The organism is Oceanidesulfovibrio marinus, from assembly GCF_013085545.1.
In the GTDB taxonomy this organism is placed as follows: Bacteria; Desulfobacterota; Desulfovibrionia; order Desulfovibrionales; family Desulfovibrionaceae; genus Oceanidesulfovibrio; species Oceanidesulfovibrio marinus.
This window is the reverse complement of the sequence record NZ_CP039543.1, coordinates 3846676-3871516: the sequence shown is the minus strand read 5'-3', so window position 1 is coordinate 3871516 and position 24841 is coordinate 3846676. Positions and strand designations below refer to the sequence as shown.

General features: G+C 62.4%; 20 protein-coding genes and 5 tRNA genes. 4 read left to right on the top strand and 21 right to left on the bottom strand.

Translation table 11 applies throughout. The features are described 5' to 3' along the window. Nucleotides 1-8 precede the first annotated feature (8 nt). The 21 genes from E8L03_RS17090 to rpmE all read right to left on the bottom strand — a co-directional run bounded on the left by E8L03_RS17090 (nt 9) and on the right by rpmE (nt 20258). Complete coding sequence (locus E8L03_RS17090; RefSeq protein WP_144305250.1) at nt 9-1388, bottom strand: HD domain-containing phosphohydrolase; 1380 nt, start codon at nt 1386-1388, stop codon at nt 9-11. A gap of 186 nt (nt 1389-1574) precedes the next feature. Then, complete coding sequence (locus E8L03_RS17085; protein ID WP_171268000.1) at nt 1575-2516, bottom strand: TIGR01777 family oxidoreductase; 942 nt, start codon at nt 2514-2516, stop codon at nt 1575-1577. 336 nt (nt 2517-2852) lie between these two features. Beyond that, entirely contained in the window at nt 2853-7007 is a 4155-nt protein-coding gene (rpoC, locus tag E8L03_RS17080; RefSeq protein WP_144305252.1) for a DNA-directed RNA polymerase subunit beta', read from the bottom strand. A 60-nt stretch (nt 7008-7067) separates the two neighbouring features. After that, nucleotides 7068-11171, bottom strand: a complete 4104-nt coding sequence (gene rpoB / locus E8L03_RS17075) for a DNA-directed RNA polymerase subunit beta (RefSeq protein ID WP_171267999.1) — start codon at nt 11169-11171, stop codon at nt 7068-7070. A 315-nt stretch (nt 11172-11486) separates the two neighbouring features. Further along, nucleotides 11487-11879: a 50S ribosomal protein L7/L12 gene (gene rplL, locus E8L03_RS17070; protein ID WP_144305254.1), complete on the bottom strand. Its 393-nt coding sequence runs from the start codon at nt 11877-11879 to the stop codon at nt 11487-11489. Between the two features lie 45 nt (nt 11880-11924). Further along, complete coding sequence (gene rplJ, locus E8L03_RS17065; RefSeq protein WP_171267998.1) at nt 11925-12446, bottom strand: 50S ribosomal protein L10; 522 nt, start codon at nt 12444-12446, stop codon at nt 11925-11927. Nucleotides 12447-12651: 205 nt separating this feature from the next. Beyond that, entirely contained in the window at nt 12652-13356 is a 705-nt protein-coding gene (rplA, locus tag E8L03_RS17060; protein ID WP_144305256.1) for a 50S ribosomal protein L1, read from the bottom strand. An 18-nt stretch (nt 13357-13374) separates the two neighbouring features. After that, entirely contained in the window at nt 13375-13800 is a 426-nt protein-coding gene (gene rplK / locus E8L03_RS17055; protein ID WP_144305257.1) for a 50S ribosomal protein L11, read from the bottom strand. A gap of 64 nt (nt 13801-13864) precedes the next feature. Next, nucleotides 13865-14464 (bottom strand): transcription termination/antitermination protein NusG, encoded by a 600-nt coding sequence (gene nusG / locus E8L03_RS17050; RefSeq protein ID WP_144305258.1) that lies wholly within the window; start codon nt 14462-14464, stop codon nt 13865-13867. Between the two features lie 42 nt (nt 14465-14506). Next, on the bottom strand, nt 14507-14839 hold the full coding sequence (gene secE / locus E8L03_RS21160) for a preprotein translocase subunit SecE (RefSeq protein ID WP_144305259.1): 333 nt from the start codon (nt 14837-14839) through the stop codon (nt 14507-14509). 22 nt (nt 14840-14861) lie between these two features. Beyond that, nucleotides 14862-14938 (bottom strand) — tRNA-Trp (locus tag E8L03_RS17040). A gap of 18 nt (nt 14939-14956) precedes the next feature. Further along, nucleotides 14957-15106, bottom strand: coding sequence for a 50S ribosomal protein L33 (gene rpmG, locus E8L03_RS17035; protein WP_144302207.1), 150 nt, complete (start codon nt 15104-15106; stop codon nt 14957-14959). Between the two features lie 3 nt (nt 15107-15109). Further along, nucleotides 15110-16303 carry an elongation factor Tu gene (gene tuf / locus E8L03_RS17030; protein WP_171266355.1) on the bottom strand — a complete coding sequence of 398 codons (1194 nt, stop codon included), beginning with the start codon at nt 16301-16303 and terminating at the stop codon, nt 15110-15112. A gap of 126 nt (nt 16304-16429) precedes the next feature. Continuing rightward, nucleotides 16430-16505 (bottom strand) — tRNA-Thr (locus E8L03_RS17025). Nucleotides 16506-16552: 47 nt separating this feature from the next. Continuing rightward, nucleotides 16553-16629 (bottom strand) — tRNA-Gly (locus E8L03_RS17020). 60 nt (nt 16630-16689) lie between these two features. Further along, nucleotides 16690-16775: transfer RNA gene (locus tag E8L03_RS17015), tRNA-Tyr, on the bottom strand. 10 nt (nt 16776-16785) lie between these two features. Further along, nucleotides 16786-16861, bottom strand: a tRNA-Thr gene (locus E8L03_RS17010). Nucleotides 16862-16953: 92 nt separating this feature from the next. Beyond that, on the bottom strand, nt 16954-17850 hold the full coding sequence (gene prmC, locus E8L03_RS17005; protein ID WP_171267997.1) for a peptide chain release factor N(5)-glutamine methyltransferase: 897 nt from the start codon (nt 17848-17850) through the stop codon (nt 16954-16956). A 34-nt stretch (nt 17851-17884) separates the two neighbouring features. Next, on the bottom strand, nt 17885-18958 hold the full coding sequence (gene prfA, locus E8L03_RS17000; protein ID WP_171267996.1) for a peptide chain release factor 1: 1074 nt from the start codon (nt 18956-18958) through the stop codon (nt 17885-17887). Between the two features lie 3 nt (nt 18959-18961). Continuing rightward, nucleotides 18962-20026, bottom strand: a complete 1065-nt coding sequence (locus E8L03_RS16995) for a DUF1385 domain-containing protein (protein ID WP_235896765.1) — start codon at nt 20024-20026, stop codon at nt 18962-18964. Nucleotides 20027-20033: 7 nt separating this feature from the next. Then, on the bottom strand, nt 20034-20258 hold the full coding sequence (gene rpmE, locus E8L03_RS16990; protein WP_144307502.1) for a 50S ribosomal protein L31: 225 nt from the start codon (nt 20256-20258) through the stop codon (nt 20034-20036). A gap of 239 nt (nt 20259-20497) precedes the next feature. Between rpmE and thiC the strand changes: the two genes are divergently transcribed. The 4 genes from thiC (at nt 20498) to E8L03_RS16970 (ending at nt 24834) form a co-directional block, all read left to right on the top strand. Continuing rightward, complete coding sequence (thiC, locus tag E8L03_RS16985; protein WP_171267995.1) at nt 20498-21775, top strand: phosphomethylpyrimidine synthase ThiC; 1278 nt, start codon at nt 20498-20500, stop codon at nt 21773-21775. Between the two features lie 40 nt (nt 21776-21815). Next, nucleotides 21816-22559: a 2,3-diphosphoglycerate-dependent phosphoglycerate mutase gene (gene gpmA / locus E8L03_RS16980; protein WP_144307500.1), complete on the top strand. Its 744-nt coding sequence runs from the start codon at nt 21816-21818 to the stop codon at nt 22557-22559. A gap of 27 nt (nt 22560-22586) precedes the next feature. After that, entirely contained in the window at nt 22587-23516 is a 930-nt protein-coding gene (locus tag E8L03_RS16975; RefSeq protein WP_171267994.1) for a mechanosensitive ion channel family protein, read from the top strand. A gap of 166 nt (nt 23517-23682) precedes the next feature. Continuing rightward, the gene (locus E8L03_RS16970; RefSeq protein ID WP_171267993.1) at nt 23683-24834 is read left to right on the top strand and encodes a mechanosensitive ion channel family protein; all 1152 of its coding nucleotides are present in this window, start codon (nt 23683-23685) and stop codon (nt 24832-24834) included. The last annotated feature ends 7 nt before the right edge of the window (nt 24835-24841 follow it).

Below are 24841 nucleotides of genomic sequence, written 5' to 3'. Positions count from 1 at the left end.
GATATTTCTTACGCCTCGAAGCGGAAGCCGCTGCGAAACAGGTCCAGACAGTGCTCCACAACCAGGGGATCGTATCGCACGCCCTTGTTTTTGGCGATCTCCTCCAGCGCACGGTCAAGGCCCAGGGCCGCGCGGTACGGCCGGTGGGAGGACATGGCCTCCACTACGTCGGCGACCATGATGATGCGCGCTTCGCGGAGAATGTTTTCGCCGCTCAGGCCCATGGGGTAGCCCGAGCCGTCCAGCCGCTCGTGGTGCTGCAGAACGATGTCGGACACCGGCCAGGGAAAGGAAATGTTCTTGAGGATCTCGTGGCCCACCTCGGAGTGGGTCTTCATCATGCCCATCTCGATATCCGTCAGCATGGTTGGCTTGGAGAGTATTTCCGCCGGAATATAAATTTTTCCGATATCGTGGAGCAAGGAGGAAACGCGGATGCCCTCCACCTGCTCCTCTGTGAGGTCCATGGTCTCGGCTATGGCGCTGGCGAGCATGGCCACGCGCTGCTGATGTCCGGCGGTGTAGGGATCGCGCTTCTCCGTGGTCAGGGTCAGCGCGCCCACGGTCTCCTCCAGGGTGCGCCGCAAATCCTGCACGCTCTTGCGCAGGGCCCGATCCGCGCGCACGAACTCGGTCATGTCGTGGATCACCAGCACCACACCGGCGCGAGTGCCGTCGCCCAGTGTCCCCTGAATGGAGGAGGCCGACACTTCCACGGGGATGGCCCGCCCGTCGCGCGAGTAGAGCACGCCGGTTTCCTTGCGGCAGCCGTCACCGTTGGAGAGCACGCCGGCCATCATCTTCTCCAGGGAGCAGTCGTCCGACATCTCCTCAATGCTCACCACATCGTGCAGGGCCTTGCCCACGGCGTCCCTGCTTTGCACTGCGGCCAGCTTCTCGGCCATGGGGTTCACATAGCGCACCACGCCGGCACGGTCCGTGGAGACCACGGCGTCGCCGATGGAACGAAGTGTCGTGGCCAGCCAGCGCTCGTTCTCCAGAATGCGCTCATCCATCCTGTGCTTGTAGAGCGCCATCTGGATGCACGTCTTGAGCTCGCGATCCTCGAATGGTTTGATGATATAGCCAAACGGCTCGGTCACCTGTGCACGTTTCAGCGTTTCTTCGTCCGCATAGGCCGTGAGATAGATAACCGGAACGCTCTGCTGGCTGCGGATGACGGCCGCAGCGTCGATGCCGTCGAGCTCGCCGTCGAGCATAATATCCATGAGAATGATGTCCGGGCTCTGCTCGGCAGCCCTGAGCACGGCGTCTTCACCGGTCGTAACCGGGTGTAGCACCTCGTACCCCATGAACTTGAGCCGCCGTTCAATGTCCATGGCGACTATGGTTTCGTCTTCAACAATTAGAACTCTCGACTTGTCCATGCCCCGACCCCTCGGAAATGCCTCGCTGCGCCGCGGTGTCCCTTTTCCGGACGGCCAACATTGTCATGCTACAATGCCGCTGGCACTCCGTTCAGATTGTGCCGATCGCGATAAAAGTATGCGCCCGTCGACATATGTTGTAAAGATCAACCGTATTGTCATAGACTACACGCATATCAATAGCCATTATCCCAGAAGATCCTCCAGTGCTTTCCTCAACTTGGGAAAACGGAAGGTGTAGCCACTCTCCTGGAGCCGTTTGGGCAATACTCGCTGTCCGGACAGGATGAGCTCTTCGCCCATCTCGCCCAGCGCGGCCTTGATCGCGAACTCCGGCACGGGCAGCCACGCCGGCCGCTTGAGCACGCGTCCCAGGGTGCGTACGAAGTCCGTCATGTTCTCCGGCTCCGGCGCGCAGAGGTTAAAGGGTCCGGACAAGTCCTCGCGATCCAGCAGAAACTCGATGGCGCCCACCTCGTCGTCCATGTGCACCCAGGAGAGCCACTGCTTGCCGCTGCCGATAACGCCGCCGGCAAAAAACTTGAACGGCCGCACGAACTGCTCCAGCGCTCCGCCGTCGCGGCCCAGGACCACACCAGTGCGCACGATGACCCGGCGCACGCCCATGGCCTCGGCATCCTTTGTGGAGTCCTCCCACTGCCGAGCCGTATCCGCCAGGAAGCCTTCTCCGGGCGGCGCGCTTTCGTCCACGGGCTCGCGTCCCAGGCCGTAGTAGCCCACGGCCGAGCCCTGCACGAGCACTGCCGGCTTGCGCTCCGCCTTGCCCAGCGCCTCCATCACGGCCTCGCCGGCCTTCAGGCGGCTATCCACTATGCGCTTCTTCTGGCTCTCGCTCCAGCGCGCGCCGAAGATGGACGCGCCTGCCAGGTTGATCACAGCGTCCGCGCCGTCCACCCCGGTCGCCAGGTCGTCCCAGGAGATGACGCGCAGCGCGCCGCTCTCCAGAGCCTGCCGGGCCGTCTCCGTGCCTGAACGCGACCCGCCGAGCTCGCGTTTGCCGCGTTCCACGTCGCGGCTGACGATGGCAACCTCGCCGCCTCTGGCAAGGAGGCTGCGCGTCAGTGTGCTGCCGATAAATCCGCTTCCGCCCGTGATGACGATTTTCATGGCGTCACATCCAGAGTTCTTGTGCTGGAATCAACGAGTGCGATCGAATAAGAGTCTTTACCAAAACCGGTCGCCGCGCCGGGCACGAGCGGGGCGGGTTCGGGCAAGGACACCGAAGCAGACGCAGCGAGGCGAGCCCTACGTCAATGCTGGTTGACGAAGCCGGAACCCGAGCAAACCGTGCAAACGCAGACAAGGTTTTGTCAGCGGCTCTAAAGCCCTAATACCTACATATCTTGTGTCACAGGGCCACTACATTGGCAAGAACGCCAACGAAAAAGGCGGCCCCTCCCTGCTCGGGAAAGGCCGCCTTGGCGTATCGGGTATGGAGTCCGGCTACTCTTCGATGAGCAGCGGGTTGTCCTCAAGCTCTTCGAGGAACTTGTCGGGCTTCTCCGGCTGCTCGGGCACGTTGATCTCGCTGTCCACGTAGCGCCGGAAACCAGTGCCTGCCGGAATGAGCCGGCCCACGATGACGTTCTCCTTGAGACCGCGCAGCGGATCTTCCTTGCCCTGCAGGGCGGCTTCCGTGAGCACCTTGGTGGTCTCCTGGAAGGACGCCGCAGAGATGAAGGAGTCCGTGGTGAGCGAGGCCTGGGTGATGCCCAGAACCATGGGCTCGGCCGAGGCAGGCGTCTTGCCTTCCTTGATGCACGCCTCGTTCTCGTCCATGAAGCGGTGCTTGTCCACCTGCTCGCCGGCGAGGAAGGAGGTCTGGCCCGGATCGGTGATGTTCACCTTCTTGAGCATCTGGCGGACGATGACCTCGATGTGCTTGTCGTTGATGTTAACGCCCTGGAAGCGGTAGACGTCCTGGATCTCCTCGACAAGGTAGTTGGCCAGGAACTTCTCGCCCTTGATCTTCAGGATGTCGTGGAGCTCCGGATAGCCCTCGGTGAGCATCTCGCCGGCCTCGACAAAGTCGCCGTCGGACACGGTGATGTGCTTGCCCTTGGGGATCAGGTACTCCTTGGCGTCTCCGGTGTCGGGCGTGACGATGATCTTGCGCTTGCCCTTGGTCTCCTGGCCGTAGGACACGATGCCGTCGATCTCGGAGACAACGGCCATGTCCTTGGGCTTGCGGACCTCGAAGAGCTCGGCGACGCGCGGCAGACCACCGACGATGTCCTTGGTCTTGGACGTTTCGCGGGGCTTACGGGCGATGATGTCGCCGGCGTTGACCTTCTGTCCGTCGCGGATCATCAGGATGGCGCCCACCGGCAGCTGGTACACGGCCGGCACATGCGAATCGGGCCGCATCTTGGGGTTGCCGTCCTCGTCCACAACCGAGATGGAGGGCTTGTAGTTGGTGGTGCGGTACTCGATGATGGTCTGGGTGGCCATCTTCGTGGCTTCGTCCACCTTCTCCTGATAGGTCTTGCCTTCCACGATGTCGGTGAACTTCAGCTCGCCGTCCACGTCCGTGACAAAGGGCTCGTTGAAGGGGTCCCATTCGGCCAGCAGCTCGCCCTTCTTCACCTGCTGATCAGCGGCGACAAAGAGCTTGGCGCCCGTGGGCAGGACGTAGCGCTCGCGTTCACGGCCCTGCTCGTCCACAACGCCCACCTGGCCGGACTTGCCGAGCACCATGTACAGGCCCTCGGAGTTCTTGACCATCTTCACGCGGGACATGGACACGTGGCCATTGTGCTGCGCTGCGATGGAGGAGCGCTCGACCTCGCGGGAAGCCGTGCCGCCGATGTGGAACGTACGCATGGTGAGCTGCGTGCCGGGCTCGCCGATGGACTGCGCGGCGATGATGCCCACGGTCTCGCCCACGTTGACCATGTGCCCGCGGGCCAGGTCGCGGCCGTAGCACAGGCTGCAGACGCCCTGACGGCTCTGGCAGGTGAGCGGCGAACGGACCATGACCGAGGAGATGCCCTTGTCTTCCAGCATCCGGGCGGATTCCTCGTCGATGATCGCGTTGCCCGGCAGGAGCTCGTCCCCGGTCTCGGGATCGTACACCGGGAAGAGCAAGGCGCGGCCCAGGATGCGCTCGCTGAGAGGCACCTTCACCTCGCCACCCTTGATGTTGTGCGTCATTTCGAGGCCGTCCACGGTGCCGCAGTCGTTCTCGATGACGATGACGTCCTGCACCACGTCCACCAGACGACGGGTGAGATAGCCGGAGTTCGCGGTCTTGAGCGCGGTGTCGGCCAGGCCCTTTCGTGCGCCGTGGGTGGAGGTGAAGTACTGGAGCACCGTAAGACCTTCGCGGAAGCTCGACGTGATGGGCGTCTCGATGATCTCGCCGGAAGGCTTGGCCATCAGGCCGCGCATACCTGCGAGCTGACGCATCTGGTCCTGGTTACCACGAGAACCGGAGTGGCTCATCATGAAGATCGGGTTGAGGGAGATGTTCTCCTCCTTCTCGCCCGTCTCCGGGTTCTCCAGGATATCCTTGGATATCTCGCGCATCATCTCGTTGGACACGTCGTTGGTGACCTTGGTCCAGACGTCCACGACCTTGTTGTACTTCTCGGTCTTGGTGATGATGCCTTCGCGGTACTGGTGCTCGATCTCGTCCACCTCGTTGCGGGCCTTTTCCAGCATGGCCGGCTTGGTCGAGGGGATGGAGAGGTCCTTGACGCCGATGGTGACGCCGGCGCGGGTGGCGAACTCGTACCCCAGGTCCTTGAGCCTGTCGCAGAGGATGACCGTGGCCTTGGTCCCGGACTCGCGGTAGACCTCGCCCACCAGGCCGGCAATGGCCTTCTTGGTGAGCAGCTTGTTCACAGCCGAGAACGGCACGTCGTCCGGCAGCAGCTGGCCGGCGATGACGCGGCCGGGAGTGGTGTCCACCAGCTGGCCGTCAAGGCGCACCTTGATGCGCGCGTGCAGGTCCAGGGTGCCGGCGTCATACGCCGCGATGACCTCCCACGGCGCGGTGAACTTCTTGCCTTCGCCCTTGAGGAAGGAACGCTCCACGGTCATGTAGTAGAGACCGAGAACGATGTCCTGCGACGGGACGATGACCGGCGAGCCGTTGGCCGGGGAGAGGATGTTGTTGGAGCTCATCAGCAGCACGCGGCACTCGATCTGCGCCTCCACGGAGAGGGGCACGTGCACGGCCATCTGGTCGCCGTCGAAGTCCGCGTTGTAGGCGGAGCAGACCAGCGGGTGCAGCTGGATGGCCTTACCCTCAACCAGGGTGGGCTCGAATGCTTGGATGCCCAGACGGTGCAGCGTGGGAGCGCGGTTGAGGAGGATGGGGTACTCCCGCACCACCTCTTCCAGGATGTCCCACACCACCAGCTCTTCGCGCTCGACCATCTTCTTGGCAGACTTGATGGTGGAGGCGAGGTCGCGCTTCTCCAGCTCGGAGTAGATGAACGGCTTGAACAGCTCCAGGGCCATCTTCTTGGGCAGGCCGCACTGGTGCAGCTTCAGCTTGGGACCAACCACGATGACGGAGCGGCCGGAGTAGTCCACGCGTTTGCCCAGCAGGTTCTGGCGGAACCGGCCCTGCTTGCCCTTGATCATGTCCGAGAGGGACTTGAGCGGACGGCCGTTGGTGCCGGTGATGGCGCGGCCGCGGCGGCCGTTGTCAAAGAGCGCGTCCACGGCTTCCTGAAGCATGCGCTTTTCGTTGCGGATGATGATATCCGGCGCACCCAGCTCCATGAGCCGCTTCAGGCGGTTGTTACGGTTGATCACCCGGCGGTAGAGATCGTTGAGGTCGCTGGTGGCGAAACGGCCGCCGTCCAGAGGCACGAGAGGCCGCAGCTCCGGCGGAATCACGGGGACAACCTCCATGACGATCCACTCGGGCTTGTTGCCGGAATCGATGAACGCCTCAATGATCTTGAGCCGCTTCGTGATCTTCTTTTTCTTGGTCTGGGAACGGGTGGTCTGCGACTCCTCGCGCAGCTCGGCTCGGAGCTGCTCCAGGTTCAGCTCCTCAAGCAGGGAGCGGATCGCCTCGGCGCCCATTCCCACTACAATGGCGTCCTCGCCGTAGTAGTCGATGACCTGCAGGTACTGATCTTCGGAGATCACCTGCAGCTTGGTCAGGGTGGTGTTGCCGGGGTCGAGCACCACGTAGGAGTCGAAGTACAGCACCTTCTCCAGGTCGGCCATGGTCATGTCGAGCAGCGTGCCGATCTTGGACGGCAGCGTCTTGAGGAACCAGATGTGCGCTACCGGAGCGGCGAGCTCGATGTGGCCCATGCGCTCGCGACGCACCTTGGAGGCGATAACCTCGACGCCGCATTTCTCGCAGACAATGCCACGGTGCTTCATGCGCTTGTACTTGCCGCAGTTGCACTCGTAGTCCTTCACCGGCCCGAAGATCTTGGCGCAGAAGAGGCCGTCACGTTCGGGCTTGAAGGTCCGGTAGTTGATGGTTTCCGGCTTTTTGACCTCGCCGTACGACCATTCCCGGATGGACTCCGGGGAAGCGATGGAGATCTTGATGGCCTTCAGGGACCGGCTGGTGACACTGGTCGCCGAGGCGCCGCGGAACGAAAAGAGATCATCCAAGCTCATTATTAAAACCCCACTCGTTTGAGGGTTGACGTCTGTAACCAGGGGACCGCGAGGCGTGCGCTACTGGGCGCGCTTCGCCTTCTTGCGTTCCTCTTCGATAAGGTTCACGTCGAGGCCGAGGCTCATGAGCTCCTTGACCAGGACGTTGAACGACTCGGGCAGGCCTGCTTCCAGGAAGTTATCGCCCTTCACGATCTTCTCGTACATCTTGACGCGTCCGGTGACGTCGTCGGACTTGACCGTGAGGAACTCCTGCAGCAGGTGCGCCGCGCCATACGCTTCCAGGGCCCAGACCTCCATCTCACCGAGACGCTGGCCGCCGAACTGGGCCTTACCGCCCAGAGGCTGCTGCGTAACGAGAGAGTACGGGCCGGTGGAGCGGGCGTGGATTTTCTCATCCACGAGGTGGTGCAGCTTGAGCATGTACATGATGCCCACGGTGACACGGTTGTGGAACGGATCGCCGGTGCGGCCGTCGTAAAGCACGGACTTGCCGTCGTCGGGCAGGCCGGCCTGGGACAGAAGGCCCCAGATCTCGTCCTCGCTGGCGCCGTCAAAGACCGGCGTCTTGGTCAGGATGCCGCGCTCGACATTCTTGCACGCCGCAAGCAGATCCTCGTCGCTCATGGCATCGATGACCGGATCCATCTCCCGCGAGCCGAGCAGCTCCTTGACGTCCTTGCGCAGCACGTCCGGAGCGGTCAGCTCCTTGGCCTTTTCCGCAATCAACGCGCCGATCTCGCGCGCGCCGCGGCCCAGGTGGGTCTCCATGATCTGCCCGATGTTCATACGCGAAGGCACGCCCAGCGGGTTGAGCACGATGTCCATCGGCGTGCCGTCGGCGAAGAAGGGCATGTCCTCTTCCGGCAGAATGCAGGAGACGACGCCCTTGTTGCCGTGGCGGCCGGCCATCTTATCGCCCACGGAGAGCTTGCGCTTCACGGCGATGTGGACCTTGACCATCTTGATGACGCCGGGAGGCAGGTCGTCGCCCTCGGTCACCCGGGAGCGTTTCTGGTCGTACAGCGTCTTGATCACCTTCACCTGGCGGTCGTAATCGTCGATCAGGGTCTGCAGCTGCTCGTTCACTTCCTTGGACTTGAACATGCCGGCGAGCTTCTTGATCGGCACCTCGTCCAGCATCTCGCGGGTCATGGAGTGGCCGGCCTCGGCAAGGACCTGGCCCTTCTTCTTGCCCATGAGGTTGGTGCCCAGCTGCTTGTTCTCGATGAAGGTCCAGATCTTCTCGCGCAGGGTCTGGGTGATGGCGTAGACGTTTTTGGCTTCCACGCGGTCCATCTTGGCCAGCTCCATGTCCTCGATGGCGCGGGAGCGGTCGTCCTTCTCGCCGGAGCGGCGATTGAAGACCTTGACGTCGATGATGGTGCCCTCGATTCCCGGCGGAACCTTGAGGGAGGTGTTCTTCACGTCGCGGGCCTTGTCGCCGAAGATGGCGCGCAGCAGCTTCTCTTCCGGAGTGAGCTGGGTCTCGCCCTTGGGCGTGATCTTACCCACCAGGATGTCGTCCGCCTTCACGTTGGCGCCGATGCGGATGATGCCGCTCTCATCGAGGTTGCGGAGCATCTCTTCGCTGACGTTGGGGATGTCGCGGGTGACCTCCTCCGGTCCAAGCTTGGTGTCGCGGGCGACCACCTCGAACTCCTCGATGTGCACGGAGGTGTAGACGTCCTCCTTGACCACGCGCTCGGAGATGAGGATGGAGTCCTCGAAGTTGTAACCGCACCAGGGCATGAACGCCACGAGCAGGTTCTTGCCCAGAGCCAACTCGCCGTCCTTGATGCCCGGACCGTCGGCAAGGATCTCGCCCTTGTCCACGACCTGGCCGGTAACCACGCGCGGCTTCTGGCCGAAGCAGGAGTTCTGGTTCGACTTGTGGAACTTCTGCAGCTCGTAGGTCTTCACGCCGCCGGTCTTCTCATACTTGGGCGCGTTGTCGCCGTAGCCCATGATGATGCGGTCGGCGTCGGCGTAGTAGACCGTGCCGGCCTGCTCGGCGATGACGCAGGAACCGGAGTCCTGAGCCACGACGGCTTCCATGCCCGTGCCCACCAGTGGAATCTCGGTGCGCAGCAGCGGCACTGCCTGGCGCTGCATGTTGGAACCCATGAGTGCGCGGTTGGCGTCGTCGTGCTCCAGGAAGGGAATGAGCGCCGCGGACACGGAGACCATCTGCGACGGCGCGATGTCCATGAGCGTCACTTCTTCCTTGGGGCTCATGAGCACGTCGCCCTTCACGCGGGTAACGACCAGCGGATTGACGAAGCGCTTTTCGTCGTCCAGTGGCGCGTTGGCCTGGGCGATGACGTGGTCGGCTTCGCGGGTGGCGTCCAGGTAGAAGACCTCGTCGGTGACCTGGCTGTCCTTGACCACGCGGTACGGGGTCTCGATAAAGCCGTAGTCGTTGACGCGGGAGTATGTAGTCAGCGAGACGATGAGGCCGATGTTCGGACCTTCAGGAGTCTCGATGGGACAGATGCGGCCGTAGTGCGAGGTGTGCACGTCGCGCACTTCGAAGCCCGCGCGCTCGCGGGTGAGGCCGCCGGGGCCCAGTGCCGAGAGACGCCGCTTATGGGTGACCTCGGACAGGGAGTTGGTCTGGTCCATGAACTGCGAGAGCTGCGAAGTTCCGAAGAACTCCTTGAGCACGGCAGCCACGGGCTTGGGGTTGATGAGGTCGTGGGGCATCAGCGTGGCCACTTCCTGGAGGCTCATGCGCTCCTTGATGGCGCGCTCCATGCGCACCAGGCCGATGCGGTACTGGTTCTCCACGAGCTCGCCCACAGGCCGCACGCGGCGGTTGCCCAGGTGGTCGATATCGTCGGCCGGGCCGTGGGAGTCCTTCAGCTTGCAGAGCTGCTTGATGGACTCGAGAATATCGTCGTCCGACAGGGTGCGCTCTTCCAGCGGCCGGTCCAGACCGAGGCGACTGTTGAGCTTGTAGCGACCCACGGCGGAGAGGTCGTAGTAGTCCGGGTTGCGGAAGAGGTTGTCAAAGAAGGACTCCGCAATCTCCGGGGTAGGCGGCGAGGAAGGACGCAGCCTGCGGTATATTTCGATCCGCGCACTTTCGGCGTCGGTGGTCTTGTCGAGCATCAGGGTGTCGCGCATGGAGGGCGACACGTCCGAGCCGCGGGTATGCAGCACGGCGAAGCGATTGATCTCGGCCTCGCGCATGTTTTCCACGATCTCGCCGGTGATCTCGTCGCCGGCCTCGGCGATGACCTCGCCGGTGCTCGGGTCGACAATATCCTCGGAAAGGTACAGGCCGTCGAGCACGGAAGGATCGACCTGCATGGCCTCGGTGTTGTTCTTGAGCATCATCCGGAAGAGGCGCTTGTTGATGATCTGCCCTTCCTTGACGATAACCTCGCCTTCGGCGTTCTTGACCTCGGCCGCGGCCTTCTCCTTTCGGAAGAAGCCGTCCTCGATCTCCCAGAGCACGGCCTCGCCATCCAGACGGAAGTGTTCCTTCTGGTAGAAATAGTCGAGGATCTCCTGCTTGCCCATGCCCATTGCCTTGAACAGGATGGTGGCCGGCATCTTGCGACGGCGGTCGATGCGGACGTAGAGGATGTCCTTATGGTCGAAGTCGAAGTCGAGCCAGGAGCCGCGCATGGGAATGATCCGGCAGGAGTAGAGGACGCGGCGGCTGGAGTGGGAGCGGCCGGAGTCGTGCTCGAAGATGATGCCGGGCGAGCGCTGCAACTGGTTGACGATGACACGCTCGGTGCCATTGACAATGAAGGTCCCCTTATCTGTCATCAGGGGGATCTTCCCGAAATAGATGGGCTGCTCCTTGATGTCACGGATGGTGCGGTTGCCCGACTCCTCGTCCACATCGTAGACAACGAGGCGCACCATGATGCGAATAGGCGCCTCGAAGGTGAGGCCCTTGGACATGCACTCGGCTTCGTCATACTCTGGATCAAAGATCTCGTAGCTGACATACTCGAGGCTGGCGGTCTTGTTGAAATCCTCGATGGGGAAGACGGACCGGAAAACACCCTCGAGCCCCATGTCCGACTTGCGCTCAGCCGCGTCGTACTGCAAGAACTGCTTGTAGGACTCGACCTGCAAGTCGAGCAGGTGGGGGATGGGCAGGGTGTTTTCGATCTTACCGAATTTCTTGACAAGCTGGGTCATGACACCCTCGGCAGGATAGGTTGAGAGGAAAAAAATACGCACGAACCGGACAGACCGCTAGCCTCATAGAGGGCATTGGTACATCCGGACGCGCGGAAGGCACCCGTCAACGGGAAGTATTTGTCATAGATTGATATTCGAATTCCCGGGACGATGAGGATGGCACGTGAGAATACACATGTCATCAGAAGCTTCTGTAAATTCCCTGTATAAGGCTTCTCGGGCAACTGCGCAAGTACTTTTTTTCCAATTTAGACAAAAAAGCGGGGCGCCGCATTCCGGCGCCCCGCAAAACCTTCACGGTCCGAAACGGTCTTACTTGACCTCGACTTCGGCGCCGGCTTCTTCGAGCTGCTTCTTGGCTTCCTCGGCGTCGTCCTTGGAGACGGCTTCCTTGATCGCCTGGGGAGCCTCGTCCACCTTGGCCTTGGCTTCCTTGAGGCCCAGGCCGGTCAGGGCGCGGACAACCTTGATGACGGCGATCTTGTTGCCGCCGGCAGCCTTGAGAATGACGTCGAACTCGGTCTTCTCTTCCTCTTCAGCAGCAGCCTCGCCACCGCCGGCGCCAGGCATGGCGGCCACGGCAGCCACGGGAGCGGCAGCGGAGACACCGAACTTCTCCTCGAGCTCCTTGATGAGCTCGGCGAGGTCGAGGACGGTCATTTCGGAAATAAATTCGATCACTTGCTCTTTGGTGATATCGGCCATGGGAAGAACTCCTTCAATGATGATAAGCTTTGGCTTGGTTTCGGTTTACGCCGCTTCTTTCTGGTCCTTGATAGCGGTAAGGACGTTGAGGAAAGAGCGGGGGACGTTGGCGAGCAGCCCCACAAAGTTCTGAGGCACCGCATTCATGGTGCCCAAGAGCTTGGCGAGCAGCTCCGGTCTTCCGGGCAGCTTGGAGAGGTCTTCAATACCCTTCTCCTCGATGTACGAGCCCATCAGACTGGCGTAGCGAATCGAGAACTTCTTGTTGCCTTTGGCGAAGTCCACCAGAACTTTCGCAGCGACAACAGGATCCTCGTAACCGAAGGCAACGGCGCACGTTTCCTTGAGCTTGTCGTTCAAGACCTCGTGGGCGCCACCGGTGAAAGCGATCCGTGCCAGGGTGTTTTTGACGACTTGATAGTCGACGCCCGCTTCGCGGAGCTTGACCCTTAACGCGGTGGTCTCTTCCACCTTCATGCCCTTGAAGTCGGTCACGATGGCGATACGTGCTCCGTCCGCCTTCGCCTTGATGGCCTCTACGACTTCGGCCTTCTCGGCTCTGTTCACGTGCCTGGCTCCTTGTCAGGGTTGAGGTGGAAAGAGATGAGCCAAAGCCATGTCTCGGCAGGAGATTAAGGGTGCGCTGTGCGCCCCGCCTGCTTTCTTCGACTCTTCCCTTTCTGGTTCAATAACCAATACGTCATGTATCTATGAGTAAAGCTGGCGGCGGAAACGTCCGCCGCCAGCTCTTTGACTCGCTTCCGGTGAGGGCTTAGCCCTCGGAGAGCTTGCGAATGGTCAGGGGGTCCACCTTGATGCCGGGACCCATGGTGGTCGCAAGCGCCATGGTTTTCATGTACGTGCCCTTGGCCGCGGACGGCTTGAGCCGGTTCACGGAGTCCACCAGGGCGCGCAGGTTGTCGATGAGCTTTTCCTGCCCAAAGGAGACCTTGCCCAGGGGTGCGTGCAGCACGCCGGCCTTGTCCACCTTGAACTCCACGCGGCCGGCCTTCATCTCCTTGACGGCATTGCCGATCTCGAAGGTGACGGTGCCGGTCTTGGCGTTGGGCATCAGGCCACGGGGGCCGAGGATGCGGCCGATCTGACCGACCTTGGCCATCATGTCCGGGGTGGCCACGGCCTTGTCGAAGTCCAGGAAACCGCCCTTGACCTGTTCAATCAGGTCCTCGTCGCCCACAAAGTCGGCGCCGGCTTCCTTGGCTTCAGCCTGCTTGTCGCCCTTGCAGAACGCGGCCACGCGCACTTCCTTGCCCAGTCCGTGCGGCAGGGTCACGGCGCCGCGGACCATCTGGTCGGAGTACTTGGGATCAACGCCCAGATTGATCGCAACATCAACACTTTCGTCGAAGTTGGCATACGCAGACTGCACCGCAAGCTTCATGGCCTCGAAGATCTCGTGCCGGACGGTGGTGTCGATGCCATCGACTGCCTTTTTGAATTTCTTTCCCTTCGCCATCGCTAGTCGCCTCTCGTATTACCCTTTGACTTCAATACCCATGCTGCGCGCAGTGCCGAGAATGGAGCGCATGGCTGCCTCAGTGTCTTTGGCGGTCAGGTCGGGCGTCTTCAGCTCGGCGATCTCTTTCACCTGAGCCAAGGTCACGGAGCCGACCTTTTCCTTGTGGGGCTCGCCAGAGCCCTTGTCCACTTTCGCCGCCTTCTTCAAAAGCACAGCCGCGGGCGGAGTCTTGGTGATGAAGGTGAACGAGCGGTCGGCAAAGACCGTGATCTCCACCGGGATGACCATACCCTTCTGGTCCTGCGTCTTGGCGTTGAACGCCTTGCAGAACTCCATGATGTTCAAGCCGTGCTGACCCAGCGCCGGACCTACGGGCGGCGACGGATTGGCCGCGCCGGCAGGAATCTGCAGCTTGATCTTGGCGATCACTTTCTTGGCCATGGGAATCTATCCTCTTTGATCTTATTCGTCTCGCGCCGTCCGTGGTCGGGCGGCAGCGGTTCTTCTAGCCCTTGGTGACCTGAACGAAGTCGAGCTCGACCGGGGTCTGGCGTCCGAAGATGGAGACTTCCACCCGGAGCTTGCCCTTGTCGTAGTTCACGTCTTCGACCACGCCGTTGAACCCACCAAAAGGCCCATCAATTACGCGGACTTCGTCTCCCCGCTCGAAGTGGAACTTCGGCCGGGGCTGCTCCTGCCTGCTGACCATCATCGCAAGGATGCGTTCGGCTTCCGAGTCGCGCATGGGCGTGGGACGGTTTTTGCCGCCCACAAAGCCCGTTACCCGCGGAATGGATTGCACCAGGTGCCATGAAGCGTCGTTCATGATCATCCGCACCATGATGTAGCCCGGGTAGAACTTGCGCATGGAGGTCTTCTTCGCGCCCTTGACGAGCTCGATGACCTTCTCGGTTGGAACGACCACCTCCTTGATGTCACCGTTGTCCTGACCGGTGCGCATCATCTCTTTGATGGTCTGCTCCACACGCTGCTCGTATCCCGAGTAGGTGTGGACGATGTACCACCGCGCCTTGGGCCCGGCAGCGCCGTCAACGCCCGGTATGGGCTGTTCGGCCTGGCCGTTATTCTCAGGTGCGTCTGCCATGTATTCTATCGCCTTTGGGCGTACGGCTGTCCGGCGAACGTCCTAGGAGGAAAGGATGAGCTGAACAACTCTGGAGAGCACCAGGTCCACTCCCCACAGGAAGATGGACATGACCAGCACGAGGACGACCACGGCGATGCTCGTGGACACAGTCTCCTTGCGGCTCGGCCAGGTGACCTTCTTCAGCTCGACCTTCGATTGCTCGAAGAACTCCTTGAGCTGATTCACCTTGCCGGCAAGCCCTTTGGGCTCGGCATTCGCCTGGCCCTTGGCCTGACGGCCCTGATCCTTTCCTGAACGGCCCGACGCCTTTGCGCGGGAGGCTTTGCCGCCCTGCTCGTTCTTCGAGCCGTTTTTTGCGTTCTTATTGGCCATTCGTCGCCCTATGGAAAATGTATGGCAGGGCAGGAGGGATTCGAACCCCCAACATCCGGTTTTGGAGACCGGCGCTCTAGCCGTTAGAGCTACTGCCCTGCAGAGAAGATCACGTTGTTACTTGGTCTCGCGGTGCGTGGTGTGCTTCTTGTCCCACGGGCAGTACTTCATCACTTCGAGACGACCAGTCGTGTTCTTCTTGTTCTTCGTCGTGGCGTAGTTACGCCGTTTGCACTCAGTGCACGCAAGCTGAATATTAACGCGCATGTCTTACTCCGTGATCTCCGAGACAACGCCGGCGCCGACGGTGCGGCCGCCTTCGCGAATCGCGAAGCGCAGACCCTTCTCCATGGCGATGGGGACGATGAGCTCGACGTTGAAGGTCGCGTTGTCGCCGGGCATGACCATCTCCACACCCTCTTCCAGGGTGATCACGCCGGTCACGTCCGTGGTACGGAAGTAGAACTGCGGACGGTAGCCAGAGAAGAACGGCGTGTGACGGCCGCCCTCTTCCTTGGAGAGCACGTACACCTCGGCCTTGAACTTGCGGTGCGGGGTGATGGTGCCCGGACGCGCCAGAACCTGGCCGCGCTCCACATCCTCGCGCTTGATGCCGCGCAGCAGAACACCCACGTTGTCGCCGGCCTGACCCTGATCCAGGATCTTGCGGAACATCTCGACGCCCGTGCAGGTCGTCTTCACGGTGTCCTTCATGCCGACGATCTCGATCTCCTCGCCCACCTTGATGACGCCGCGGTCAACACGACCGGTCACCACGGTGCCGCGGCCGGAGATGGAGAACACGTCCTCGATGGGCATCAGGAACGGCTTGTCGATGTCGCGCTCGGGCTCGGGAATGTAGCTGTCCAGAGCTTCCATCAGCTCGAAGATCGGCTTGGCTGCCTCGTCGTCCGGGGTGTCGCACTCAAGAGCCTTGAGCGCGCTGCCCAGGACCACCGGAATGTCGTCGCCCGGGTACTCGTAGCTGGTGAGCAGCTCGCGGACTTCGAGCTCGACCAGCTCCAGAAGCTCGGGGTCGTCCACCAGGTCCACCTTGTTCAGGAAGACAACCAGGGACGGCACGCCGACCTGACGGGCGAGCAGGATGTGCTCACGAGTCTGCGGCATGGGGCCGTCGGTGGCGGCGACCACCAGGATGGCGCCGTCCATCTGCGCCGCACCGGTGATCATGTTCTTGATGTAGTCGGCGTGGCCGGGGCAGTCCACGTGTGCGTAGTGGCGCTTGTCGGTCTCATACTCCACGTGAGCGGTGGCGATGGTGATGCCGCGCTCCTTCTCCTCGGGGGCCTTGTCGATCTCGTCGAAGGCGATGTAGCTGCCACCGGCCTTCATGGAGAGGATCTTGGTAATGGCCGCCGTGAGGGTGGTCTTGCCGTGGTCGATGTGGCCGACTGTGCCCACGTTGACGTGCGGCTTACTGCGTTCGTACTTGGCTTTGCCCATGAGATACCCCCTGGAGCTCAAATTCCTTTCTCTGTTAAAGCTGCCGTCCGCATCGGACCCGGCAGCGCCTCGCGAAGAATGAGCCGACCGGAAACCTTCCGGCTACGGCGTACCTACCTTGAAATATGGAGCCCACGACCGGACTTGAACCGGTGACCTCTTCCTTACCAAGGAAGTGCTCTACCGACTGAGCTACGTGGGCCTATCTCTATCTGACTGGAGGAGGCGAGCGGCGCGCGACTGGTGGAATGGAGCGGGAAACGGGACTCGAACCCGCAACCCTCAGCTTGGAAGGCTGATGCTCTAGCCAATTGAGCTATTCCCGCATTTCACGCAGCCGTAGTTTTATGGCCTCCGGCCTCCTACAGCCTCGTCAAATTCAAATCTGGTGGAGGGGGGAGGATTTGAACCTCCGAAGGCTTACGCCGACAGATTTACAGTCTGTTCCCTTTGGCCACTCGGGAACCCCTCCATTTGTCTCTTGGAGCTGGCGATGGGACTCGAACCCGCAACCTGCTGATTACAAATCAGCTGCTCTGCCAATTGAGCTACGCCAGCGCGTCAAGAACGTGGAGCTATACCCCTGCTGTTTTCAAATTGCAAGGGTGGAAAGCCGTTTTTTTTCCGATCCGCTCAAAAAACTTCCGCGCTCATTCGGCGGCGGCCACCAGAACCCTGTCATGCCCGGCCAAATCCCTGGCAATACGGCATTCTGAAAACCGCCGTCCAGCCCCATCGCGAGTGGCTCGCGCCAACGCGAGGCTGCGGCTTCCCTGCTCCCAGCCGATCTCGTCGATCAACAAACCACCATTCTTAAGCGTCCGCAACGATTCTGGCAAGAGCGAAACGAGCGATTCCAGACCGCTGTCCCCGCCGCCTTCCTCGGGAACCAAGGCTGTACGCGGCTCGAACCCGCGCACCTCCAGCGACAATTCGTCATGTTCCTGCGCACTGACATAGGGCGGATTGGCCAGCACCAGATCCAGGCTGTGGTCCTTTACACACAGTGCGCCGAAGTCGCAGCGTACGAAAAAGAGCCTGTCCGCCACGCCGTGCCTGCGCGCGTTCTCCCTGGCAACCGCCAGCGCGGCGGCCGAGCGGTCCACCAGGATGCCGCGCGCGCCGGGTCTGTGCATGGCAAAGGATATGGCCAGACAGCCGGAACCCGTACCCAGATCCGCGAACCACAGCGGCGCCTCGGCGTCCGGAAAGGCCGCCAGCGCCTCTTCCACCAGGTGCTCGCTCTCGGGGCGCGGCACCAGCGTGGCCGGCGTCACGGCAAAGTCCAGGCCGTAGAACTCGCGCCGGCCCAGGATGTACGCAACAGGCTCCCCGAACGCGCGGCGATCCAGCAACGCCTCGAAGGACTGCAGCTCGCCGTCGGTCAGGACGCGGTGCGCATCGCGGACCAGGCCCATATCGTCCAGGCCCAGCGCCTCTGCCAGCAGCAGACGCGCCGAAAGCGCGGGCGAGTCCACCCCGGCGGCGGACAGCCGCCGTCCGGCGAGGACCAGAGTCTCGCGTACGGTGGTCGGCGCACACGCCATGAGCGTTCCGTCCAGAAAATGGTTGAGAGAGGGATCAGGCCGCGTCGGCCTGGGCCCGCAAGGCTTCGGTCTGGTAGTGCGTGGCCAGGGCGCGGATCATCTCTTCCAGGTCGCCTTCCATGAACGTCTCAAGCCTGTACAGCGTCAGGTTGATGCGGTGGTCGGTGACCCGGCCCTGGGGATAGTTGTAGGTGCGGATACGGCCGGAGCGGTCGCCCGTGCCCACCTGCTCGCGCCGGTTGGCGGCCTCTTCTTCCTGGCGCTTGTCCTCCTCCATCTGGAGGATGCGCGAGCGCAGGACCTTCATGGCCTTGACGCGGTTCTTTATCTGCGACTTCTCGTCCTGGCAGCTGACTACGATGCCGGAGGGGAGGTGCGTGATGCGCACGGCCGAGTCCGTGGTGTTCACGCTCTGCCCGCCGGGACCGGAGGAGCGGAAGACGTCCACGCGGATCTCGTCGGGCTTGATGTCCACGTCCACCTCTTCGGCCTCCGGCAGCACTGCCACGGTGACGGCCGAGGTGTGGATGCGGCCCTGGGACTCGGTGGCCGGCACGCGCTGTACGCGGTGGGTTCCGGCCTCGTACTTGAGCCAGCTGTAGACGCTGTCGCCCTGGATGAGCACGGCCACTTCCTTGTACCCGCCGGAGTCGGTCTCGTGCGAGTGCATGGTCTCCGTGCGCCAGCCCCGCGTCTCGGCAAAACGCATGTACATGCGGAAGAGGTCCGCGGCGAACAATGCCGCCTCCTCGCCGCCGGTGCCGGCGCGGATTTCAAGAATGGTGTTCTTCTCGTCCAACGGGTCCTTGGGCAGCAGCAGGATCTTGAGCTCCTCTTCCAGCCCGGGCAGCTTCTCGTTGATCATGCGCACTTCTTCTTCGGCCATGGCGCGGATCTCGGGGTCGTCGTCCTTGGCCAGCTCCCTGTTGTCCTCAAGCTCCTGGGACAACCGCTGGTGCTCGCGATAGACGTCCACGACCTCCTTGATCTCGGCGTGGGCCTTGGAGACGCGCTTGAACTTCTCCTGGTCGGAGTAGATATCCGGGTTGGAGAGCTCTTTTTCGAGCTGCTCGAACTTGGCTTCGATGCCGGCAAGCTTTGCGAACATGTATCAGGCGCTCCCTGCGACGTTGGCGCCCTGGGCGAGACACTCCGCATCTTCGTTGCGGAAAGCCTCCACCTCCACGGCGTCCTCGGCTGATGTGCCGAGGGCTGCTTCGAGCGCTGCCAGAGCGACTTCGAGCTGGGTCTCGTCGGGTTCGTGTGTGGTCAGATTCTGCAGCACCAGGCCGGGTCCGCTGAGCACACGGCAGAACGGGTTGCCCGGACGCGCTCCCGCGAACTTGATGAGCTCGTAGGCCACGCAGCTGATCGGCACCATCAGCAGAAGCTTGACGCTGAGAATGTACACGTGGCGCCAGATGCTGCCCCCTGGATCGTAGATCTGGAGAATGAGCGGCACCAGCACGGTGTGCAGCACGATGGACAGCGAAAGGACAAAGAGCAGGAACGTGGTGCCGCAGCGGGGATGCAGCCGGCTGAACGCCTTGGCCGAGCGCGGCGTCATCTCGCCGCCCTTCTCGTGCGCCCAGATCACCTTGTGCTCGGCGCCGTGGTACTGGAACACACGACGGATGTCCGGCACGAAGGAGATGGCCACGATGTAGCCCAGGAAGATGGCGAGCTTGAAGATGCCGTCCCAGATATGGAAGGAGATGCCGTCCATATCGCTGCCCAGCCCCAGGGCTTCCATGCCCAGGGAGAAGAGGTGCGGCACGACCACGAACAGGCCCAGCGCCAGCCCCACCGACATGACCAGGGTGAGCACGAGATGCCACGTCTTCAATCCGCCGTCGCCCTCGGCCTCGGGCTCATCCGCGGCCTGCACGGCCGAGAAGTTGAGCGCCTTGATGCCGTTGACCAGTGTCTCCACCAGGACCGGGAAGCCGCGCAGAAACGGCTTCTTGACCCACGGAATCCTGTCCGTAAGGGAAAACCACGGCCACTTCTCCACATAGATGGAGTTGTCGCACTTGCGCACGGCAATGGCCAGGGTGTCGGCATTGCGCATCATCACGCCTTCCATGACGGCCTGGCCGCCAACGGAGCTGGCTTGCGCAACAAGAGGGCCGAAAACCCGGCGCACTGAAGAGAGGAAGTTCGCCACGTGCAGCATACGGAAGCTACTTCTTGTCCGCGCCCTTTTCGAACTTCGCGTACTTCTTGCGGAAGCGATCGATGCGGCCGGCGGTGTCCACAAAGCGCTGCTTGCCCGTGAAGAAGGGGTGGCAGTTGGAGCAGATTTCGACCTCGATGTGCTCGCCCTTGGTGGAGAGCAGCTCGCTCTCGTAACCGCATGCACAGTGGATCTTGGCCTTGTAAACCTCAGGATGGATGTCGTTTTTCATGATGCTCTCTCCGTTTGGAGATTAGGTGAATTTCGCAAAAGAGTTTTCTCTTACAGAAAGCCGTCCCCCTTGGCAAGCAGGAACAGGCACGATTTTCCGGAATGGGGTTCTCCTATATTTAAGGATACGCCGCCGCCTGGCAAGTCCGGCCCACAATTTTTCTCAGCCCTCATTCTGGAAAGCGGGAGTTTTTGTGTGTAACGTGATTCTCCGTCACGAACCCTCTAATGGAGCAAATCATGTCCCTGATCAATAAAAATTCGGCTCTCAACGCCTTACTCGAAGCCTCACTCGGCACCGTCACCACGCAGGAAAATCTCGACGAAGCGACCATCCGCAACGGGGTGGACGCCGGCTCCATGGTCCTGCTCGGCAATCCCAACCACACCAACGTCCGCGCCACCCTCGTGGGCCGGCCGGCCACCATCAAGGTCAACGCCAACATAGGCACCTCCCCCATGCTGAACAACACCGAGCGCGAGATGAAGAAGCTCGCCTCGGCAGAGGAAGCCGGCGCGCACACCATCATGGACCTCTCCACGGCCGGCGACCTGGACGGAATCCGCACCGCCATGCTGACCAAGAGCCCCCTGCCCATGGGCACGGTGCCGCTGTACGCCCTGGCCAAGAAGCGCATGGACGCCGACTGCGACCCCACGGACTTCGAGCACCAGGAATTTCTGGACGAGATCGAGTCCCAGGCCAAGCAGGGCGTGGACTTCATGACTCTGCACGTGGGCGTCACCCGCCGCGCGGCAGAGCTGGCCGAGACCGGCGGCCGCGTGCTCGGCATAGTCTCCCGCGGCGGCTCCATCACCGCCCGCTGGATGGCCCGGCGCAAGGAAGAGAACCCCCTGCTCACCCATTGGGGCGAGGTCATCGAGATCTGCCGCGAGCACAACGTGACCCTGAGCCTGGGTGACGGCATGCGGCCCGGCGCCGGAGCCGACGCCGGCGACGCCGCCCAGTGGGAAGAGGTCATCGTGTTGGCAGACGCCGGCCGCCAGGCTCGCGAGGCCGGCTGCCAGGTAATGATCGAGGGTCCCGGCCACGTGCCCATGAACCTCGTGGCCGAGCACATCGCCACCATGAAGCGCATCGTGGACAACGCGCCGCTGTACGTGCTGGGCCCGCTGGTCACGGACGCCGCTCCGGGCTACGACCACATCACCGCGGCTATCGGCGGATCCATCGCGGCCATGTCCGGCGCCGACTTTTTGTGCTATGTTACTCCGGCCGAGCATCTGACGCTGCCCGACGCCGCCGACGTGCGCGAAGGCGTCATGGCCTCGCGCATCGCCGCGCAGGCCGCCGAGGTAGCCCTGGGCCGGCCCGAGGCCGTGGCGCGGGATCGCGAGATTTCCGCGGCGCGCAAGACCCTGGAGTGGGACCGCCTGACGGCTGCGGCCCTGGACCCGCTGATGGTGGAGCACCGCCGCGGCGAGCACAAGACCGAAAAGGAATGCGCCATGTGCGGCAAGTTCTGCGCCATCAGGATGCTCGACGGCACCCTGTAACCGGTTAATAGATAAGACGAAACGTCAAGGAGCGCCTCCCATGTATACCCTCGTCCTGCTGCGGCACGGCCAATCCACCTGGAACCTGGAAAACCGCTTTACGGGTTGGACCGACGTGGATCTGACACCCCAGGGCGCCCAGGAAGCCGAGGAAGGCGCCAAGCTACTCCGCGACGGCGGCTACGACTTCGACATCTGCTACACGTCAGTGCTCAAGCGTGCCGTCCGCACTCTGGACATTGCCCTGGACGTGATGGACCGCATGTGGCTGCCGGTGGTCAAGCACTGGCGGCTCAACGAGCGCCACTACGGCGCCCTGCAGGGCTTGAACAAGTCGGAGATGCGCGAGAAGTACGGCGAGGAACAAGTCTTCGCATGGAGGCGCTCCTATGACACCCCGCCGCCGGCCCTGGAGCCGGACGATGAACGGTACCCCGGCCACGACCGGCGGTACGCCGACCTGACCGACGAGGAGCTCCCGCGCTGCGAGAGCCTCAAGAACACGGTGGCCCGCGCCGTGCCCTACTGGGAAAAGGTGATCTCCCCGGTGGTGCAGTCCGGGCAGCGCGTGCTCATCTCGGCCCATGGCAACAGCCTTCGCGCCCTGGTCAAGTACCTGGACAAGATGGGTGACGACGAGATCTCGCAGCTCAACATCCCCACGGGCGTGCCCCTGATCTACGAGCTCGACGCGGACCTCAAGCCGAAAAAAAGCTTCTACCTGGGCGACCCGGACGAGATAGCCGCGCGGGCAAAGGCCGTGGCCAACCAGGCCAAGCAGTAGCGGCCGGCTGCCGCGCCGGACACGGCCATGCAGGAATCGCCGTTCGAGCCATCCTTCGTCTGGGAGCAGATCGACAAGACGCTGCGTTCCATCTGGACGGATTTCCTTAACTATCTTCCGTTCATCATCGCCGGCGTCGTTGTCCTACTGGTGGTGGTCCTTTTCGAGCGCATCGCCATTCGGGTGCTGCACCGCAGCCTGTCCACCTCCAAGCTGCGCGGCTCCCTGAAGCAGCTCATCGAGCGGATGGTGAGCATCAGCCTGTGGGGCCTGGGCCTGTTGCTCACGGCCATGGTCGTCTTCCCCGGCCTCACGCCCACCCGCGCCCTGGGCGCATTGGGCGTGGTCTCCATCGCCGTGGGCTTTGCCTTCCGCGACATCTTCGAGAACTTCTTCGCCGGGTTCCTCATCCTCTGGCAGTTCCCCTTTGAGCAGGGCGACTACATCGAGTGCCAGGGCATTACGGGCAAGGTGGTGGACGTCACCGTGCGCATGACCATCATCCGCACCATGGACGACGAGCTGATCATCATGCCCAACGCCACGATCTTCAAGAACCCGCTGAACGTCCTCACCTATGAGCGCACCCGCCGCGTGAAGTTGATGACCGGAATCGCCTACGGCGAGGACGTGGCCACGGCCGTGCAGGTCATCAAGGACGCGCTCAAGAAGTGCCGCACCATCGACGCGGCCAAGCCGGTGCAGGTCTTTCCCCACGGCTTCGGCTCCAGCAGCATCGATATCGAGGTGACCTGGTGGACCGGCTCCAAACCTCTGGACGTCCGGCGTTCGCGCGGCGAGGTGGTCACGGCCGTCAAGTCCGCCCTGGACCAGGCTGGCATCGAGATCCCCTTCCCCTACCGCACCCTCACCTTCAAGCATCCGCTGCAAGTGGTGCAGGACGAGGGTGCGCAAGGCGAGGAAGTTCAGGATGAGAAAATGCCGGACAGAGAGTAGCCGCCGGACCCTCTCCCTGCCCCTTCCCCCGCGCCCCCGATTCATCCCCTGCATCCTTATATATAGGAAGCTCCGCGCGGCGGCTTTTTCGTGTGGACTGCGGCAGTCCGCCCTTCATTCCGCCGCAACCTTGCGCCTACGCCCGCGGTCTGTGTAGAATTGATGGATGGACCTCCATCTTGCCGCCACCACCTGGCTTGTCCCGCCCCTTGTGCTCCTGGCCGGAGCCGTGGCCGGGCTCATCGCGCACAAGGTACTGCACGCCGTGGGCAAACGCGCCGCCAGCTCCACGCCGTTTGCGATCGACAACCTCCTGATGACCCACTTCCGCCTGCCGGCGCGGCTGGTGCTCATCCTGCTGGGCATGCTCGTGGCCAGGCAGCTCGCCCCGCTGCCGCAGGGAATCCGGGTGGATGTGGACCACGCCTTCACCATCTGCTGGATCGGTGCCCTGGCCTGGGTGGTGATCGCGGCCGTGGACCTGGGCGAGTCGCTGCTGCTCTCGCGCTTTGACCTGGACAAGCGCGACAACCTCCGCGCCCGGCAGATCGTCACCAAGCTCAAAGTCTTCAAGCGCATCGCCGTGGTCATCATCATTATTCTGGCCCTGGCCGGGGCGCTGATGACCTTCCAGTCGGTCCGCGCCGTGGGCGCGAGCCTGCTCGCCTCGGCCGGCGTGGCCGGCATCATGCTGGGCTTCTCGGCGCAGAAGACCATCGCCACCATTTTTGCCGGCGTGCAGATCGCCCTGACCCAGCCCATCCGCATCGACGACGTGGTCGTGGTGGAGGGCGAGTGGGGCCGCATCGAGGAGATCACCTTCACCTACGTGGTGGTGGCCATCTGGGACCAGCGACGGCTCATCCTGCCCATCACCTACTTCATCGACCATCCCTTCCAGAACTGGACGCGCACGCGGGCCGACATCCTGGGTACGGTCTTTCTGTACACGGACTATGCAGTGGACATCGACGGCCTGCGCGCCGAGCTGACGCGCATCGTGCAGGAGGAGGCCGAAAATTTGTGGGACGGCCGGCTGGCCATCCTGCAGGTGACGGACGCGCGGGAGCGGGACCTGGAGCTTCGCGCCCTGGTCAGCGCCTCTGACGGCTCCAAGGCCTGGGACCTGCGCTGCCTGGTGCGGGAACGGCTCATCGAGTACCTGCGCCGCGAGCAACCCGAGGCGTTACCGAGAGTGCGGATTGAGGAGGGGCCGTTGGAGATGAAGGAAGAAACCGATTCAATGAAGTCCGAATCGTCGCAACAGAGTGATGCTACGACCGCCCCGGCTGAAACAAAGAAAGCCGGCCCAGAGTAACCCCGGA